General features: G+C 60.2%; 17 protein-coding genes. 11 read left to right on the top strand and 6 right to left on the bottom strand.

Features of this window, described 5'->3' with window-relative positions:
• Positions 1-25: 25 nt before the first annotated feature.
• Positions 26-1,018, top strand: coding sequence for a sterol desaturase family protein (locus FBAL_RS06205; RefSeq protein ID WP_013344724.1), 993 nt, complete (start codon positions 26-28; stop codon positions 1,016-1,018).
• A gap of 4 nt (positions 1,019-1,022) precedes the next feature.
• Here the strand turns inward: FBAL_RS06205 and FBAL_RS06200 are convergent, their stop codons facing one another.
• Both FBAL_RS06200 and FBAL_RS06195 read right to left on the bottom strand, forming a co-directional pair.
• The gene (locus FBAL_RS06200) at positions 1,023-1,541 is read right to left on the bottom strand and encodes a hypothetical protein (protein ID WP_041251206.1); all 519 of its coding nucleotides are present in this window, start codon (positions 1,539-1,541) and stop codon (positions 1,023-1,025) included.
• A gap of 618 nt (positions 1,542-2,159) precedes the next feature.
• On the bottom strand, positions 2,160-3,101 hold the full coding sequence (locus tag FBAL_RS06195; protein WP_013344722.1) for a LysR family transcriptional regulator: 942 nt from the start codon (positions 3,099-3,101) through the stop codon (positions 2,160-2,162).
• Positions 3,102-3,235: 134 nt separating this feature from the next.
• On the opposite strand from FBAL_RS06195, the gene FBAL_RS06190 reads away from it, so the two are divergent.
• Both FBAL_RS06190 and FBAL_RS06185 read left to right on the top strand, forming a co-directional pair.
• The gene (locus FBAL_RS06190) at positions 3,236-3,607 is read left to right on the top strand and encodes a DUF2750 domain-containing protein (protein ID WP_013344721.1); all 372 of its coding nucleotides are present in this window, start codon (positions 3,236-3,238) and stop codon (positions 3,605-3,607) included.
• A gap of 137 nt (positions 3,608-3,744) precedes the next feature.
• A complete protein-coding gene (locus FBAL_RS06185) occupies positions 3,745-4,344 on the top strand; it encodes a TetR/AcrR family transcriptional regulator (RefSeq protein WP_013344720.1) in 600 nt (199 codons plus the stop codon).
• On the opposite strand, the gene FBAL_RS06180 is transcribed toward FBAL_RS06185, so the two are convergent.
• Together FBAL_RS06180 and FBAL_RS06175 are read right to left on the bottom strand one after the other, a co-directional pair.
• Entirely contained in the window at positions 4,322-5,884 is a 1,563-nt protein-coding gene (locus FBAL_RS06180) for an MFS transporter (RefSeq protein WP_013344719.1), read from the bottom strand. The two genes, FBAL_RS06185 and FBAL_RS06180, sit on opposite strands and share 23 nt — an antisense overlap.
• A gap of 9 nt (positions 5,885-5,893) precedes the next feature.
• Positions 5,894-6,895 carry an HlyD family secretion protein gene (locus FBAL_RS06175; RefSeq protein ID WP_041251205.1) on the bottom strand — a complete coding sequence of 334 codons (1,002 nt, stop codon included), beginning with the start codon at positions 6,893-6,895 and terminating at the stop codon, positions 5,894-5,896.
• Positions 6,896-7,182: 287 nt separating this feature from the next.
• Here FBAL_RS06175 and FBAL_RS06170 point away from each other — a divergent pair, with 287 nt between their 5' ends.
• Complete coding sequence (locus tag FBAL_RS06170) at positions 7,183-8,235, top strand: hypothetical protein (protein WP_013344717.1); 1,053 nt, start codon at positions 7,183-7,185, stop codon at positions 8,233-8,235.
• A gap of 56 nt (positions 8,236-8,291) precedes the next feature.
• On the opposite strand, the gene FBAL_RS06165 is transcribed toward FBAL_RS06170, so the two are convergent.
• Positions 8,292-9,590 (bottom strand): inosine/guanosine kinase, encoded by a 1,299-nt coding sequence (locus tag FBAL_RS06165; RefSeq protein ID WP_013344716.1) that lies wholly within the window; start codon positions 9,588-9,590, stop codon positions 8,292-8,294.
• Positions 9,591-9,772: 182 nt separating this feature from the next.
• A complete protein-coding gene (locus FBAL_RS06160) occupies positions 9,773-11,074 on the bottom strand; it encodes an inosine/guanosine kinase (RefSeq protein WP_013344715.1) in 1,302 nt (433 codons plus the stop codon).
• Between the two features lie 304 nt (positions 11,075-11,378).
• Here FBAL_RS06160 and pxpB point away from each other — a divergent pair, with 304 nt between their 5' ends.
• The 7 genes from pxpB (at position 11,379) to FBAL_RS06125 (ending at position 17,696) form a co-directional block, all read left to right on the top strand.
• The gene (gene pxpB, locus FBAL_RS06155) at positions 11,379-12,053 is read left to right on the top strand and encodes a 5-oxoprolinase subunit PxpB (protein ID WP_013344714.1); all 675 of its coding nucleotides are present in this window, start codon (positions 11,379-11,381) and stop codon (positions 12,051-12,053) included.
• Positions 12,050-13,027, top strand: a complete 978-nt coding sequence (locus FBAL_RS06150) for a 5-oxoprolinase subunit C family protein (RefSeq protein WP_013344713.1) — start codon at positions 12,050-12,052, stop codon at positions 13,025-13,027. Before pxpB ends, FBAL_RS06150 begins: the two co-directional genes overlap by 4 nt.
• Positions 13,012-13,791 (top strand): LamB/YcsF family protein, encoded by a 780-nt coding sequence (locus FBAL_RS06145; protein ID WP_013344712.1) that lies wholly within the window; start codon positions 13,012-13,014, stop codon positions 13,789-13,791. Before FBAL_RS06150 ends, FBAL_RS06145 begins: the two co-directional genes overlap by 16 nt.
• A gap of 145 nt (positions 13,792-13,936) precedes the next feature.
• Positions 13,937-15,040 carry a spermidine/putrescine ABC transporter ATP-binding protein PotA gene (gene potA, locus FBAL_RS06140; protein ID WP_013344711.1) on the top strand — a complete coding sequence of 368 codons (1,104 nt, stop codon included), beginning with the start codon at positions 13,937-13,939 and terminating at the stop codon, positions 15,038-15,040.
• The gene (gene potB / locus FBAL_RS06135) at positions 15,040-15,909 is read left to right on the top strand and encodes a spermidine/putrescine ABC transporter permease PotB (protein WP_013344710.1); all 870 of its coding nucleotides are present in this window, start codon (positions 15,040-15,042) and stop codon (positions 15,907-15,909) included. The genes potA and potB overlap by 1 nt, the downstream gene beginning before the upstream one ends.
• Positions 15,893-16,672, top strand: coding sequence for a spermidine/putrescine ABC transporter permease PotC (potC, locus tag FBAL_RS06130; protein ID WP_013344709.1), 780 nt, complete (start codon positions 15,893-15,895; stop codon positions 16,670-16,672). Before potB ends, potC begins: the two co-directional genes overlap by 17 nt.
• Positions 16,659-17,696, top strand: a complete 1,038-nt coding sequence (locus FBAL_RS06125; protein ID WP_013344708.1) for an extracellular solute-binding protein — start codon at positions 16,659-16,661, stop codon at positions 17,694-17,696. Before potC ends, FBAL_RS06125 begins: the two co-directional genes overlap by 14 nt.
• Positions 17,697-17,710 lie beyond the last annotated feature (14 nt).

The raw sequence follows: 17,710 nt of genomic DNA, 5'->3' as shown, positions 1-17,710 counted from the left end.
CCCCATTTAAGTCAAGGAGCGCCCGATGTCGTGGTGGGACAGCCTCAGCAATCACTTTCTCAGCCAGAACCTGTTGGCGCTGGCCGGTTACCTGACCGACGCTAATAAGCGCATCTACCTCGGCTACCTGCTGGGGGCGCTGGTGCTGGCCCTGCCGCTGTTCTGGCGCAGCAACGCCCACAAAACCCCCGGGGGGCTGTTTCGCTTTCTGTTCCCCGCCCACATCTATCGTCATCGTTCCACCCGCCACGATGTCGGCCTGTGGGTGATCAACCGGCTTATCCGGGTCGGCCTGCTGGCGCCGGTGGTGCTGACCATGGTGCCCATCGCACTGGGCACCACCGAACTGCTGGAGTGGGCCTTTGGCACCTTCACCCCACTGGCCTGGTCGGCCACCACCATCACCGCCCTGTTTACCCTGGCACTGTTTGTCGCCGACGATTTTTCCCGCTTCTTTCTGCACTGGCTGATGCACCGGATACCGGTACTGTGGGACTTTCACAAGGTGCACCACAGCGCCGAAGTGCTGACCCCCATGACCATCTACCGCAGTCATCCGCTGGAGAGCTACCTGTACGCCTGCCGCATGGCCCTGACCCAGGGCATCGTGGTGGGATTGGGCTACTACCTGTTTGGCCCGGTGCTGACGATGCAGGACATCCTCGGCGCCAACGTCTTTGTATTTCTGTTTAACGTGATGGGCTCCAACCTGCGCCACAGCCACCTCTGGCTCAGCTGGGGAGACAGACTGGAAGACTGGTTTATCAGCCCGGCCCAGCACCAGGTCCACCACAGCGCTGAGCGGCGCCACTGGGACACCAATATGGGCTCCGCCCTCGCCATCTGGGACCGGATGTGGGGCACATTGGTAAAAGCCTCAGACGCGGGAGAGTTCCGCATCGGTTCCGGTGACGACAAGCCCGGCCACGACACGCTGTTGGGGCTCTACCTGACCCCCTTTAAAGACGCGTTTCGGCGGTTACGTCCGTGGTTATCACACCGCCCCAATCCCCACTAAGCCATCAGCGCGGGGAGGCTGACCGCCAAATCAATCGGTCGCCTCTCAGGCTTCCGACAAACGCCCAGTCCTGAGTCGGGTCAAACCAGTAGTAGCGCTTTTCCTCTGCCCCACTGGATTGAGCGCAAACCAGATTTTGTGCTGAGCGACCCGGTTCAACGTTGGCACACCCTATCGAGAACCGGTGCCGTTCAACAACCGGCGGCTGCGCCTTATCACCGGGCATCACTAGGTTCATCTGCCAGGACTTCACACCCCGTCTGACTTTATCCTGAACCGCAAAGAAGACCGACAGGCTGTCTGCTGTACCGATCTCTCGCTGAGCTTCGGTAAAGGGGATGCGCTGGTTCTCACTATGGCGACCGGTGTAATACTCGATGTGGTCAGCGTTGACCCAAATCTGGCTGATGATCACGTCCTGCCACAGGACTTCGGTGCTTTCCTGGTAATGCTTAAGACGCCAGTCCTGACCGTCGATACATTGCGATTGCGACGACAGACGGATAACGCCATCAAAGAGCAATCCTGAGCTCGTTAATGTGCCTTCGATAACACAGCGATCAGAGTCAGAGCGATGAATTCGATAGCTCGCCTTCTGCTCCCCATCGACAAAAACACCATAGTCAAAAATATCTCTTGATAGAGCTTCGCCAGCAGTGAGCATTGTAAGAAAACATAAGACTAAAGATGACATAACATATGAATTTGATGGGCTAACATTTGAGCGAAGCCATCGAAAAAACAAAAAAATAAAGGCTATATATGGAAGTGTAAAAATAGCCATATGGCTTTAACCATTTAATTATGAGCCCAGTGATGAAAACTAGGTTCCAAACCTTCACAATAAAATTAAAAGGGGCATCACGCCCCTTTATCAATTACTTGTGGACCAATGCTTTAATAAGTGCAGCTACAGCGTCTACAACCGCACACACGCCGCAGCCACCACTAACCGTTTCTACTTCCTGACTCGTTAAATCTCTCATATAAACTCCCTATATATTCACATTGGAAATATTGCGCAGAACAAATACAGATTTAGTTATGCGCAACACAAAAGCTATTGCCTCCAATGAAATAAATCAACGGCAAGTTGTATCGAGAGCGTATTTTATTTTCCCGTATTTTTTATTGCCTTAAATTAAATATCGTTATACCCGGGAATATGCTGCTCCCAAAATGGCGGGTTGCCCAGGTACTGCGCCACATGACGGATAAACTCTGTCACCAGCGGGGTCTGCTTGCGGTGGGGGTACAGGGCGTAGATGCCGGTATCCAGAGTGGACAGGCGATAGTCGGTCAACAGCGGCACCAGCCCGGTGTCGGATATGGGCCGCTCCAGATGAAACAGGTCCACCAGGCCATAGCCCAGCCCCGCTTCCACCGCGTCCATCATGGTGCGAATGTCACTGACCTTCAGATTGCCCCGCATCCGGTGCCGCTTCATCACCTCACTGTGAGGCTGCTCGCTCATCACCAGCTGGTCCAGGGTAAGGTCGCCGTTGCTGTAGATCACGGCGGGCAGCGCCAGCAGCGCCTCAGGGGTATGGGGCAGGCCGTGGCGTTCGATAAAGTCCCGGGACGCCAGCAAAGCAAAGTTGGTGTTGGCCAACTTGCGGGCAATCAGGTTGGAATCCACCAGTTTGCCGACCCGGAATGCCAGGTCGTAGCGGTCGGCAATCAGGTGCGCCCGGCGGTCATCCAGAGTCAGGTTGATCTGCACCGCCGGGTAGCGCTGCATAAACCGGGCGACCACCGGTTGCAGGTAGACCTGGCCGAAAAACACCGGCGCAGTGATCTTGAGGATCCCCTTTGGCTCGGACTGGTAAGCGTCGGCGATGCTCTGGATCTGGTCCAGGGTTTCCATCAGTACTGAGGTCTGGGCCAGGATCTCCTCCCCCGCTGAAGTCAGCGAAAAGGAGCGGGTGGAGCGATTAAGCAACTGCACGCCGAGGCTCGCTTCGAGCTTCTTGATCTGCTTGGACAGCGCCGAGTTGTCCATCTGGTGGAGGGCAGCGGCTTTGGTAAAGGAGCCCTGCTGCACCACATCGTGAAACAGTTGCAGTTGATGAGTCAGTGACATAGCGCGGTTCGGGTTAGGACAATGCCCTAACAGTAATGGCTTTCCCCCGCGCTGCAAACAGACCCACGCCGCTATTTGCCGTGATTGGCCCCAAACACTGGTATACTGCCGCCAATTTATTGAGGAGCCATTTCATGTCTGACGCATTGACCCAAGAGCAGATCAACGCTTTTTACAGCCTCGACAGCCAGGGCCGCTATGACCATCTGGTGGAGGCCGCCAGGGCCAGCCAGAGCCTGTACACCCTGGCCGATGACCAGGGCTGTGTGCTGATCAACACCGGCCAGGAGCAGTGCCTGCTGGTCTGGCACGACCCGACTCTGGTAGAGAACTGGATCAAGGATGACTACGCCAACTGCCACGCCATGACCATCGCCCTGCCGGACTTTATCGAGAAGTGGGCGCCGGGTATGGCCAAAGACGGCTTTGAAGTGGGCGTTGCTCCGAGCCTGGCCGGCGAAGCCATCGTGGTCAGCGCCGAAGAGCTGGCCGCCGACCTCGGCTGAGCCACACAGAAAAACGGCCCGTTCAGGGCCGTTTTCACATTCTGTCCCTGCCGCTTTGACAGCCGTAGTCACACACCATAATGTACTAACCAGTACACTCCATCGGCGCCCCGGCGCTGTCAGACTTAGGCTATTTCATGCGCCCGACCACCCAGGCCAAACAACAGAAGATCCTTGAGGTCGCCACCGAACAGTTCCTGAGCCAAGGCTACAAGGACACCTCGCTGGACCAGATCGTCGCCCTGACCGGCGGTTCCAAGCAGACCCTTTATCGTTACTTCGGCAACAAAGAGGGGTTGTTTGAGGCGGTGCTGAATCTGCATACCCAACGCGTCGCTGAGCGGTTCCGCTTCGACCCGGACAGCTCCGCGCCAGTCGCCCGGCAGTTGGCGGACTTTGGCCACCTGTATCTGGTCCAGATCTGCACTCAGCCGATGGTGGGGTTGCTGCGCATCATCGCCTCCGACTTCAGTCAGCACCCGGAGATGGCCACCACCTTCTGGCAAGGCTGTCCACAGCACTGCCACAGACTGCTGAGCCAGTTTCTGGCCTCAGACCGGGTGGCCACTGAGTTGGCGATTGATGACCCGAATTTTGCCGGCGATCAGCTTCGGGCCCTGATTAAGCGTGATCATCACACTCTGGCGCTACTGGGCAAGCCGTTGCCAGACAAAGCCGAGCTCGATGTTGAGATCCAGCTCGCCGTTGCAACCTTTATGCGGCTTTACCGGCGCTGAGCGCCGCCTGCTTTCGCGCCACCATCGCCTTACCCGCCAGCAGCACCGGCGCCAACATCCCGATGGCCACCAGGAAGGCCAACAGGGCGTTGCTCAGGGCCAGCGACCCCACCTCCAGCTTTAAGGTGGCAGATAACTGACTCGCCAACAGCGCCGAGTTGGGGACAATGCCCTGACTGTGCAGCGCTGCGGACATCGCCTGTTCAAAAGCGATGGTGGCGGTGTTGCCGTCGGCCAAAGGTCGCGCCAGTTCGGTCATGGCGGAGGCGCTACCCACCTGGATAACCCGACCAAACACCGCCCCGCCAATCACGCTGCCCAAAGTACGGAACAGGTAGAACAGCGCCACGCCTTCCGGCCGTTCATCAGGCGCAAAGTGCGCCATCACCGCCAGCGTGACAGAAGCATTAAGCAGGCCCACACCAAAGCCCCGCAGCGCCAACGGCCCGACCAGATGCTCCGGCGCAACGTGGTTGGGCAGGCCGGACAGCTGAGCCATCGATATCAGGATCATCACCACCCCAACCGGCACAATGGCGTCACTGGGCACCCGACTCTGATTGGCCCCCAATACACTGACGGCCATCCCAGCCAGCATCGCTGCCAGCGCCGGTAACTGCACCCAACCGCTGTTGATGCCGTTGTAGCCCATCACCTGACCGAGAAAGCCCCCCACCAGCGCGCCACTGGCCATCACCGCAAACCCCGCCAGAAAGGCGTTGTACAGATAAACCGAGGTCTTTAATTCCGCCAGCACCTGGCGGGCACGGCTGGGCCAGCCGCGCCCCAGAAACAGCATCAGCACACTGACGCAAAGCAGCGCAGTTGCCCCGGCCAACACACGAAAACCGGGGTGATCAAACCAGTTGTAATGACCCCCCCGCATCAATGCGGCGGTCAGCATCACCAGCGCGGTACCAGCCAGAAGATAGAACCACGGCGGGGATTTGCTGGCCGGCTGCAGGACGGTTTCCGGCACCGAGAGATGGGTCAGCAGCGTCAGCACCAACGCGTAACCCGCCGCCATCACCAGCGCCGCCAGCTGCCAGTCCAGGTGGTCCGCCATCTCGGCCAGCAGCCAGGGGTAAAACCCCATCGGCAGATAGGTGGTGAACACCAGCGTTGCCGCCAGCACCAGCGTCATGGCGCGATAGGAGAAGCGTGCCAGCAGTATCAGATTCAGGGCCACCAGCACCGTGCTGCCGCCCAGCCCCAGCAGCGCCCAGGCCACTGAGGCGCCGATGGGACTTACGCTCCACAGCAACAACAAGCTGCCCGCCAGTCCCAGCAGGGTACCGGTGCGCAGCGCATCATTGGCGCCTTGTCGACGCACCAGTAAGGGCGCCAGCAGCAGCCCCACCAGTTGCGCGCCGGTAAAACCGATATTGAGCAGGCTCAGCTCATCCGCTGACAGCCCGAGCGTTACCGCCATCTGGGGTGATACCGAGGAGAACAGTGCCGAGCTCAGGCCATAGGCCAGTGCCACCAGCAGTGCCAGTCCGACCAATCCCAGCCATGGCCCACGTTCGCGAAGGGTCATCAGCGCACCTCAGGGCTTAACAGTAACCGTGGCCGACAAACCGGGATAGACCCGATCCTTCAGTTCGGCAGGCAGTTGCAGCCGGATTTTGACCGGCACCCGCTGCACCACTTTGACGAAGTTGCCGGTGGCGTTTTGCGGCGGCAACAGGCTGAACTGGGCCCCGGTGGCGTGGGTCACGGAATCCACTTCGCCGCTGATGGGCTGATCAGGGTAACCGTCCAGCACCACTTCCACCGCTTGCCCCGCAGCCATCTGTGCCAGCTGGGTCTCTTTAAAGTTGGCTTCCAGCCATACCGCCTCCGGCACCAGGGTCAGCGCTGCCATGCCCGGCTGCACCAGCTTGCCGATCTGCACCTGGCGATTGGCGACACGGCCTGCCATCGGCGCGCGGATAATGGTGCGCTCCAATGCGATAGCGCTGAGCTGATGTTGTGCCTCGGCCTGCTGACGCTGGGCCTCCAACTGCACCCGCTCACTGGCCAGGGTGGCCAGTTGCTGCTCGGCTGCCTTCAGTGCCAGGCGGGCGTTATCCAGCCCGGTTTGGGCCTCCACCGCGCGGGCGGACTGCACATCAAACTGGGTCTGGCTGACCGAGCCGGACGTCACCAACTGGCGGTAACGCTTCAGTTCCGCCTGCTGCAAGCTGGCATTGGCTTCGGCGCTGGCGATCTGGGCCCGGGCCTGCTCAATCTGCACCCGCTGCAGGGCGGTACGGCTGTCGTTGCTGGCCAGCCCGGCATCCGCCAGGGCAACGGCGGCTTGCGCCTGACTGAGGGCGGCACGGTAATCCCGGTCGTCCAGCCGGAACAATTCGTCGCCCTGCTCCACCCACTGGTTGTCGCTGACCGCCACCCCAACCACCTGGCCGCTCACCTGCGGCGCGATCAGCGTCAGATCCGCTTTCACATAAGCGTTATCGGTAGAGACACCGGAACTCCCGATGCCGTAATAGAGGGCGGAGGCCCCCACCAAACCCAGTGCCAACACGGCGATCAACGGCTTTTTCATCTGCCCACTCCACACTCTCGATACTCACAAAGGATCAAAACTGTACCGTACAGTACGATAACTGACAAGTTCAAAGGATCGTATGCGTGCCAAAACGATCCTTTCCGGCGTCAGATGGCCGCGCGCCCGGTGTCCAATCAGCGGTACCGGCCCGATCCCCCCCTTACCACCACTCTGACGCCCTGCCCTGATGACTGCTGCCTGTGGGGCCGGCAGCATTGCTTTCTCAGCGTCGTCCCAATAGGATTGTTTAAGAAGGATTAATGAAGTTATACAGGATGTTAACCATGAATCTGCGTGGATGTTTGTTGGCCGCAGTATTGATCATCAGTGGCTGCGCGACCCCCTCTTATCGTCACAATCTCAACCCGGAACACAGCGACGCACTGAACAGCCCCAAAGTCGCGATAGACCTGAGTGAATCCCGCCTCAATGCACAATTTCAGGCCCAGCACACCTCCGATGTTGGTGCTGCGGCATTTGGTGCACTCGGGGCTGTGGTGTTTGGCATTGGTGATGCGATTGCCAATGCCGAAAGGCGGGAGGACTCCCTTGAAGAGATCAGCCCGCTGGTCGCCCTGTTCGAACCCAAGAAGATGGAACAGGCGCTGACTCAGCATATTGACGACTTCCTTCAACACAACGGCATCACTCCCAAGGGGGAGATTCGCATACTCAGGGATGAGCAAAGCGCCAGATTGCGCAATATCGGCCTGCGCCCCGGAGAGAGTTTGCTGATGTTCAAACCCGCGTTTTCGATGACGGAATCCCGCCAGCGTGTGCACATTGGACTTACGGTCACGCTCTACGCCCAGACCGCGGACAAATCGGAATACATCAAGCGCCCACCGCCAAAACTGCGCTATCAAAACCAGTTTATCTATCAATCCTCAGCCATTGAGACCGCTACCCGGGAGGTCACGCCAGAGTTGATCGAGCGCCGTCGTTTGGCCATTGAAGCCCAATACCAAAAGCTCCCGGCAGACCCGTACCACCGCGAAGAAGCCCTGCGTCGTAAGCGCAATGCCCTGCGGGCGCTGGATACGCCGATGACGGACGACGAATACGCCTTTGAACAAGCCAGAGCGTGGCTGAAAGATGACGGGGCAACGCTGCGTGATGCCCTGCGTGAAGGGGTCAGAGAGGTTCTGGTAATGGCCAGCGATGACCTTCATCGCGACCTGAATCTCGATGCGCTGCCTCAGTGGGTGGAGGTCAAAGGGGACCGATTATGGTACCGGATGGCCCCCATTGAGCACCGGGGTAAAGTGATTTCGGTGGACCGCAATGACGTGGTGGAGATCATGACGCTCAGCGGCAACACCAACACGGTGCTGTAACCAAGCTGACAGCAAAAAGCCCCGCCAGTTGGCGGGGCTTTTTTAGGTCGGCGCGATTAACGCTCCCAGTAGGCCTCTTCCAGACTGTCTTCCCGCTCCGGCAGGGCGCGGGATAGGCGTGGACTGTGCTGGATCAGCACTTCGTAGCTGACCCGGTTGGCATACTTACAGATCTGCGAAAACGAGGAGTAGCACAGCGCGTCGTAAGCGTGCTTGCTGGAGCCCGGCACATTGAGCTTGTGGTAGCGGTTGGCCGCCATATCGTGCAGCAGGGCCGCCAGCGCGCCGTCTCCGGCACCGTTGGTGTTGAGGATCGCCAGCGGGCCGCCCAGGTAGGGGGCGATGTGGGAGTAGATCTTCACCGGCTCCGCGCAGTCTTCACGCCGCATCGGGCGGGAAAACTCATAACGGTTGAACGCCGGGACGCTGCCATTACGCAGTTCATACTCCGTTTCCCGCAGCTGCAGGCGGTCACTGTAGCCGGCGGTATAGAGCCCTTCCGGGCCGACGGTGCAGAGCACCAGATCACACCACTCCAATGCGGCTTCACAGGCTTTGATCGGGTCTCGGTGGCCGGTCAGGGCTTCCGCTTCCTCTTCGTTCATCGCCAGCACGGTCACGTGCTCGGCGATAAAGTCGCGCCAGAACTGCGGGTCCTGCTCAATCAGGAAGCGGGTGCCCAAGGTCAGCACCACCGGCACCTTGTTGGCTTTGGCTTCCGCCATCGCCACCAGCGCTGCCTGATCGATGTTGTCGCCGTCGGCGGAACGCATCAGGTAGGAGGCAAACACCAGAGCACCGGCTTCCCGCACCAGGTCGGGACGGATGGCGCTGGGCTCGAGCTTGTCCATGGCCCCTTTGGAGATGGCAAAGCTGCGTTCGCCACATGGGGTGATCAGGGTAAAGCAGCGGCCGATGGGGCCATCCACCGGTTGCAGGTAGCTGACGTCCACCTTGGAGGAGGTGTTGCTGAGGTATTTGTAGGCGTAGGAGCCGATCTCGATCTGGCGCTCCATCACCGCGAACAGCACGGCGCGCTCATTGGAGAGGGTGGCAAAGTTGTGCAGGGTGTTGCCGATGGTGCCACCGGCGTGCTCCTCGACAATCAACTCGCGCTCTTTCAGCTCACGGTACAGGGCGTTGGCGGCATCGTCGTTGATCAATACCGAGTTGCCTTTCACCAGGTTGTGCCGGGTGATCAGCTCATCATCGACCCGGGCTTCAATGTCCACCAGAGTCTGGGCAATGCCACAGATGTGCGTGCGCTTGGGCTGGATTTGGGGTTCCAGCGTTTCGGGGTCCCGGGCTTCCACCGGGAAATAGTGCTTTTGATTGCGTTGACCGGGAAATTTCATCTCAGGTTCCGCGTACCACGCCCTTCAGGCTTCATTATTGCCGCACTGACAGGGCCCGCCACAGGTGGGGGCAAAAAACAGGCGGGCGAGTCTAACACCGGGGCGACCGCATTGCCACCGGCAACCGCCCAGAAAAAACGGGAAGGGTCTCCCCTTCCCGCTGTTTGGCCTCAGGCGGCGTATTAACGCTCCCAGTAGGCCTCTTCCAGGCTGTCCTCGCGCTCCGGCAGACCGCGGGACAAGCGCGGGCTGTACTGCGCCAGCACCTCGTAGCTTACCCGGTTGGCGTATTTACAGATCTGGGCAAACGAGGAGTAGCACAGACCCGAAATGTGGTGCTTGCGGGACTGCGGCAGGTTCAGCTTGTGGTAGTCGTTGGCGGCCATGTCGTGCAACAGGGCAGACAGCGCGCCATCACCGGCACCATTGGTGTTGCTGATCTTCTCCGGACCACCCATAAACGGCGCAATGTGGGAGTACACCTTCATCGGCTTCTCACACTGGGCGCGGGTCATCGGGCGGGAGAACTCATACTGGTTAAACTCCGGAATCGCGCCGGGCAGCAGCATGTGGCTGGTTTCACGCTTGCTGTCCTCTTCGGTCCAGCCCGCCATGTAGAGGCCGCTGGGACCGGCGGTGCACAGGATCAGCTCACACCACTCCAGGGCCTGGTCACAGGCCAGCAGCGGGTCGGCATGGCCGGTCAGGGCTTCCGCTTCCTCTTCATTCATCGCCAGTACGGTCACGTGGTCAGCGATAAAGTCGCGCCAGAACTGCGGGTCCTGCTCAATCAGGAAGCGAGTACCCAGGGTCAGCACCACCGGCACATCCGCTTCGTGGGCGTAGTGGATGGCGGTCATGGCAGCATCGGTGATCGGATCATCACCGGCGCGCATCAGGTAGGCGGTCAGCACCAGTGCGGAACCGGTTTTCACCAGATTTTCATCGATGTACTCAGGGGTCAGTTTGTCCATGCACCCCTTGGAGATGGCAAAGGTGCGTTCGCCACACTCGGTCACCAGGGTAAAGCAACGGCCAATCGGACCATCCACAGGTTGCAGCTGATTCAGGTCCACCCGGGAGGAGGTGTTGCACAGATAGCGGTAGGCGTAGGAACCGATCTGGATATTGCGGCTCATCACCCCGAACATCACCGAGCGGGAGTCCGCCAGGGTGGAGTAGTTGTGCAGGGTGTTACCGATGGTGCCGCCGGCAAACTCTTCGGTGATCAGATTCTGCTGCTGCAGCTCTTCATAGAGCACGTGAGCAGCGGCATCGTCGATCAGCATGGAGTTGCCTTTCTTGAGGCCATGACGGGCGATGAATTCCTCGTCCACGTGGGCTTCGATGTCCACCAGAGTCTGGTCGATGCCGGTAATGTGGGTGTGACGTGGTTGAATCACAGGGTTCAGCTCATTGGTGAGCGGGTCCCGAGACTCGACGGGGAAATAGTGCTTGGACTTGCGTTGACCGGGGAATTTCATCGCTGGGATCACTTCAGCTTGGGTTGCAACTTCCCTGCATTGTAGCCGCCACCTACCCGAGAATGGGTGCGCTTCCTGCGGTGGGCCTGTAAGCGCCGTCCCAGCAGGGACACAAACATGGCCCCAATGCTGGCGCCCGGACGCCATTGTGGCGCGCGATTCTACCACAAAGTGCTCGCTTCGCCAGCGCCTTGCTTAAGTCGTTTGCGTTTGTGAGTGTCTCCTTACATCGCCTGAAGCACGGACTTGGGTTAGAGTGAGCTAAGCGCTTCATTTGTTGGAGAACAGGGTGAGCAGGACGCCAATGGCTTTCGAGATGGTTCCGCTGGGGGACAGCGCCCTGCTGGTGACCTGTGCCGAACCCAAGCTGGATTGGGTGGCCCTTGGCCATCGCATCCGTGCCCTGCCGGAGTGCCTTGATGCCGTGCCGGCCTACCGAAGTCTGACCCTGCATTTCGCCAGCACTCTGCCCGATCCGGAAGGCCGCTTCGGCCCCGCCCTGGGTGTCGCCATTGCCGCGTTGCTAAAACACCCTCCCAAGCCCACCGACGCCGCACAGCACATCCTGCCGGTCTGCTACCACCCCAGTCTGGCGCCTGACCTCGATGCCGTCGCCCGCCACTGCGGGCTGACCACCGACGAAGTGATCGCTCGCCACAGCGCGCCGCTTTATCGGGTGGCGTTTCTTGGCTTTGCCCCGGGCTTTCCCTTCTTAACCGGTCTGGACCCCAGCCTGAATGCGCCGCGTCACGCCACGCCGAGACAATCGGTGCGCGCCGGATCCGTGGGCATCGCCGGCAACCAGACCGGCATCTACCCCGCCGCCAGTCCCGGTGGCTGGCAGCTTATCGGCTGCTGCCCCCTGCCGCTGATTCACTTCAATCAGGACCCGCCAACCCGACTGCAACCCGGTGACCAGTTGCGACTGGAGCCCATCACGCTGGCGCGCTTCCATGAACTGCTGGAGGCACAGCCATGAGTGCCCACATCATCAGCGCCGGTGCGCTGACCACTGTGCAGGATCTCGGCCGCACCGGCTTCCGCCATCTGGGCATCCCCCGCAGCGGCGCCATGGACCGGCTGGCCGCTGCCATCGCCAACCTGCTGTTGGCCCAACCGGCAGGGGCCGCCGTACTGGAGTACAACCTGGTGGGGCCCACCATCCAGTTCTCCCGTCCTACCGTGATCAGCCTGACCGGCGGCGGCGTGCATGCCCGCCTCAATGGCCTCGAGGTGCCGATGCACCAGCCCATCGTGGTGCCCGCCAAAGCGCGGCTGGCGATCGGCCCCCTGCACTATGGCTGTCGCGGTTATCTGGCCATCAAAGGGGGCTGGGAGGTACCCGCGCAACTGGGCAGCTGCGCCACGTTGGTCAGTGCTGGCCTGGGCGGGCTGGATGGCCGGGCCATCGCCCGTGACGATGCCCTGCCCTATGGTGAGTTTCATGGACCCGTGCCTAAGGGCATTGGCGCCCGGGTGCCACGCAACAATCGCTCACGGGAAGCCCCGGCCCCCATCAAGGTGATTGCGGGGCCGCAGGCGGACCGGATCGAAGGGGGGCTGGAGGCACTGTGTGAGCGGGTCTACCGGCTCAGCGCCGATTCTGACCGGATGGGGTGTCGGCTGGTCGGGCCCGCTCTGGTTCAGCGGGATTCTCATGAACCGATCACCGAGGGGGCCGTTCCCGGTGCCATCCAACTTCCGCCGGATGGCCAGCCCATCGTCCTGATGGCGGACAGCCAGCCCACCGGGGGTTACCCCAAGGTGGCGGTGGTCACCTCCGTGGACCTGCCCAAACTGGCCCAGGCCCGGCCCGGCGACCCGCTGCGCTTTGTCCCCATCTCACTGGCTCAGGCCCGGCTGCAGTGGCAGCAGCGCCAGGCTGATCTCAACCGTTTGGCCATCGCCGTGGCCCATCGCTGGCAGGAGCCGGTCCCATGCGCATTGATCTGAACTGTGATGTGGGGGAGCTGGAGGGCAGCGCCAATCTGGACGCCGAGTTGATGCGCCTGATCAGCTCAGCCAATATCGCCTGCGGCGCCCATGCCGGCAATCCCGCGCTGATGCGCCGCACCATCGCGCTGGCGCTGGAGCATGGGGTCGCCATCGGCGCCCACCCCGGCTACGAGGACCGCGCCCACTTTGGCCGCCGCCCCCTCAATCTGCCCGCAGATACGTTGCGTGATTCGCTGCTGCGCCAACTGGACAGCCTGGCCGAAGCGGTTGCACAACAGGGGGGCCAACTGCGCCACATCAAGCCCCACGGTGCCCTGTACAACCAGGCGGGGGCCGATGCCGAACTGGCCGCCCGGTTGGCGCAGTGGGTCAAAGCGTTCGACCCGGCACTGATCCTGGTGGGGGGCGCCGGTGGGGCGCTGCTGCAAGCCGGCCGGGCCATCGGCCTCAACGTGGCCAGCGAAGGCTTTGCCGACCGCCGTTATCGCGACGATGGCCAACTGCTGTCCCGCCAGCAACCCGGGGCGGTGCTCAGTGACCCCGATGACGCACTGAAACAGGCCCGGGCGCTGATCACCGGCCAACCGATCGTTTCCGACACTCACAAGCCGTTGCGACTGGCCATCGACACCCTGTGCCTGCACGGTGACAGTCCGCAAGCGCTGAATTTTGCTCAGATCATCCACCATTGGCTGCAGCAAAGCGGCGTGCAGTTGGCGCCGCTGATGCCGCCACAACGTCCGCCCCGGCCCATCCGTTAACATCCGCGCCAACATTCAGGCTAACTGTCGGAAATCTATGGTGGGAAAATGCGCATTTGGGGCCCCTCCAGTCCGGATCCGTCATTGCGAATTGGGTCTGAGGCATTAAAATCTAGGGTTGGTCCCTTTCTTGTAAGATACGCCCGTGTCCAACAAACCCATTCTTTCCCTCTCTGGTATCGTCAAGCGGTTTGGTAATCAAACGGTGCTGAACGATTTTCAGCTGGAGATCGCCAACGGCGAATTCTTCACTATCCTCGGCCCCTCTGGTTGCGGGAAAACCACGGTGCTTCGCCTGATGGCCGGTTTTGAACTGCCGGATGAAGGCCGCATCGAGCTGGACGGCACAGATATCGCGCAAGTGGCCCCGGAAGCCCGACCGGTGAATACCGTTTTCCAGAGCTATGCCCTGTTTCCCCACATGTCAGTTTTCGACAATGTGGCCTTTGGCCTGAATATGGCCAAGGTCGACAAGGCGGAGATCGACACCCGGGTACGCGATGCGCTGGCCATGGTTCGCCTGGCCGATTACGCCGACCGTCAGCCCCATCAACTCTCTGGTGGTCAGCGCCAGCGCGTGGCCATCGCCCGTGCCGTGGTCAACCGCCCGAAAGTGCTGCTATTGGATGAGTCCCTCTCTGCCCTCGACGCCAAGCTGCGTCAGCAGATGCAGGTGGAACTGAAAATGCTGCAGCGTCAGCTCGGCATCACCTTTATCTACGTCACCCACGATCAGGAAGAAGCGTTGTCGATGTCTGACCGCATCCTGGTGATGGACGGGGGTGTGGCACAACAGGTGGGCACGCCGCGGGAGATTTACGAATGCCCGCAAAACGTGTTCGTGGCCTCCTTTATCGGTGAGATCAACGCCATTGACGGCGTTATCACCGAGCAGCTGGAAGACCTGCGCTACATCGCCAAGATGGCCGACCACCACCGCGAGATCCGCACCGACAAGGTGTTCTCGGTGGGCGATCACATCAAGATTTTGCTGCGTCCTGAAGATCTGCGCATCGAGTACATCGAAGACGCGCCGGACAAGCCGGGCTTTATCGGCCACGTGCGTGAGCGTAACTACAAAGGCAAAACCCTCGATTCCATCATCGAGCTGAATAACGGCATGCGTCTGCACGCCAGTGAATTCTTTGACGAGGACGATCCGGACTTCGATTACCGTCTCGGCCAGAAGGTCTGGGTGGATTGGGTGCACGGATGGGAACACGTCATCAAATCGGAGTCCCAGCTCTGATGAGCCAATTCGTCCGTTTCCGCCCCCTGGTGATCACCCTCACCCTGAGCTGGTTGGCGGTATTCGTGCTGGCGCCGCACCTGCTGGTGCTGGTGACCAGTTTCCTGACCCCGGATCAAGAGCACCTGGCGGTGTTCCCGGTGACCCTGGATAACCTGCGCAAGCTGTGGAACCCGGTCTACCTCGGGGTGCTGTGGGACAGCCTGGTGTTGTCGTTTTACGCCACCGTGGGCTGTTTGTTGATCGGTTATCCGTTCGCGTACATCGTTGCCAAACTGCCCCGTCCTCAGCGGATGCTGGTGCTGTTCCTGATGATCGTACCGTTCTGGACCAACAGCCTGATCCGCACCTACGCGTTCAAGATCATCCTGGGCAACAAGGGCCTGGTGAACAGCTTCCTGGAGTTTATCGGCCTGATCGACAGCCCGCTGCCGCTGCTCTACACCCAGTTGGCGGTGATTCTGGGCCTGGTCTACATCCTGCTGCCGTTTATGATTCTGCCCCTGATCTCCAGCTTCGAGAACCTGGATGACAGCCTGCTGGAAGCCGGCCGCGACCTGGGCGCAGGGCCGGTGCGCCGGTTCTGGCACATCGTTCTGCCGATGACCTCTCCGGGCATCGTGGCGGGCTGCCTGCTGGTGTTCCTGCCGGCGATGGGAATGTTCTACGTGGCGGACCTGCTTGGCGGTGCCACCAACCTGCTGCTCGGTAACGTCATCAAGAACCAGTTCCTGGTACTGCGTGACTGGCCGTTTGGCGCCACCATCAGCATCGCGCTGATCCTGATGATGGGTGTCATGCTGGCGGCGTACTACTACGCCAACCGCCTGATTCAACGCCAGGGAGGTCTCGATGACTCGAATCTCTAAATGGCTGCTGATTGGCCTGGTGTTCTTCTACCTCTACCTGCCGATGGCGGTACTGGTGGTGAACTCCTTCAACAAATCCAAGTACGGCCACAAGTGGAACGGCTTCAGCCTGAAATGGTACGAGAAGCTGTTTAACAACGATGCCCTGATGCAGGCGTTTACCCACTCACTGACGGTGGCGGTTCTGGCTGCCACCGCAGCCACGGTGATAGGCACCCTGATGGCCCACGCCATCCATCGCTACCACTTCCGCCTGAAGCCGGCCGCCAGCGGCATGCTGTTCGTGGTGATGATGTCTCCGGACATCGTTCTGGCCATCACCTTCCTGGTGATCTTTATGGCCATGGGCATTCAGTTGGGCTTCTGGAGCCTGCTGTTGTCCCACATCACTTTCTGTCTGCCCTTTGTGGTGATCACCGTGTACGCGGCACTGAAAGGTTTTGACAAGAACCTGGTCGACGCAGCCCGAGATCTCGGCGCCAGCGAAAGCCAGGTGTTTACCCGGATCATTATGCCGATGGCGGGCTCCGCCATCGCCGGCAGTTGGCTGTTAAGCTTCACGCTATCCTTGGATGACGTGATCATCAGCTCCTTCGTAACTGGTCCCAGCTACGAAGTGCTGCCAATCCGGGTATTTTCCATGGTGAAGGTCGGGGTCTCTCCGGAGGTGAACGCCATCGCCACCCTGCTATTGGGCATTTCGCTCATCATGACTGTGCTTATCTCGCTGTTGACGAGGAGAAAATATAATGAAAGCCGCTAAGCTGTTGTGCGCCGCTGGCCTGCTTGCCCTGACCGGCATGGCCCAGGCACAAGAGAAGGTCGTGGTCTATAACTGGACCGAATATGTGCCGGATGGCGTTCTGGACCAGTTTACCGAAGAGACCGGCATCGCCGTGGAATACGCCACTTTCGACAGCAACGAAGTGATGTACTCCAAGCTGAAGCTGCAAAAAGGCGCGGGCTACGACGTGATCGTACCGTCCGCGTACTTCATCTCCAAGATGGCCAAAGAGGGCCTGCTGCACGAGATCGACCACAGCAAGCTGACCAACCTCAAGCATCTGGATGCGGACATCCTGGATAAGCCGTACGACCCGAAAAACACCTACTCCATCCCGTACGTGTGGGGCAGCACCGCCATCGGTGTGAACGCCGACGAGATCGATCCGGCCACCATCACCAGCTGGAAAGACCTGTGGGATCCGAAGTGGCAACGCAGCCTGTTGCTGACCAACGACGTGCGTGAAGTGTTCCATATGGCACTGCGCATCAACGGCCACAGCGGTAACTCCACCGACCCGGAAGAGATCAAGCAGGCCTACGAACTGCTGCGCAGCCTGATGCCGAACGTGCTGGTCTTTAACTCTGACGCCCCGCGTGAGCCCTTCCTCGCCGGTGACGTTAACCTGGGTATGCTGTGGAACGGCGAAGCCTTTATGGCTCAGCAGGAAGAGGAAGCGATTCAGTACATCTACCCGAAAGAGGGCGCCGCCCTGTGGGTGGACAGCTTCGCCATTCCGGTGAACGCCGCTAACGTTGAGAACGCCCACAAGTTCATCGACTTTATGATGCGCCCCGAGATCGCCGTGCAAGTGGTTGAGTACCTGGGTTACACCACCCCGAACGAAACCGCCATTGGCATGCTCGACCCGGAATACAGCGAGAACACCGCCATCTTCCCGCCGGAAGAGGTGGTTAAGCAGGGCGAATTCCAGCAGGACGTGGGCGATGAAGCCCTCGCCATCTACATCAAGTACTGGGAAATGCTGAAAACCGGTAACTGATTGCAGACCTGATG

The organism is Ferrimonas balearica DSM 9799 (genome assembly GCF_000148645.1).
In the GTDB taxonomy this organism is placed as follows: domain Bacteria; phylum Pseudomonadota; class Gammaproteobacteria; order Enterobacterales; family Shewanellaceae; genus Ferrimonas; species Ferrimonas balearica.
The sequence above is the reverse complement of the archived record's forward strand: the minus strand, read 5'-3'. Positions and strand labels throughout refer to the sequence as shown.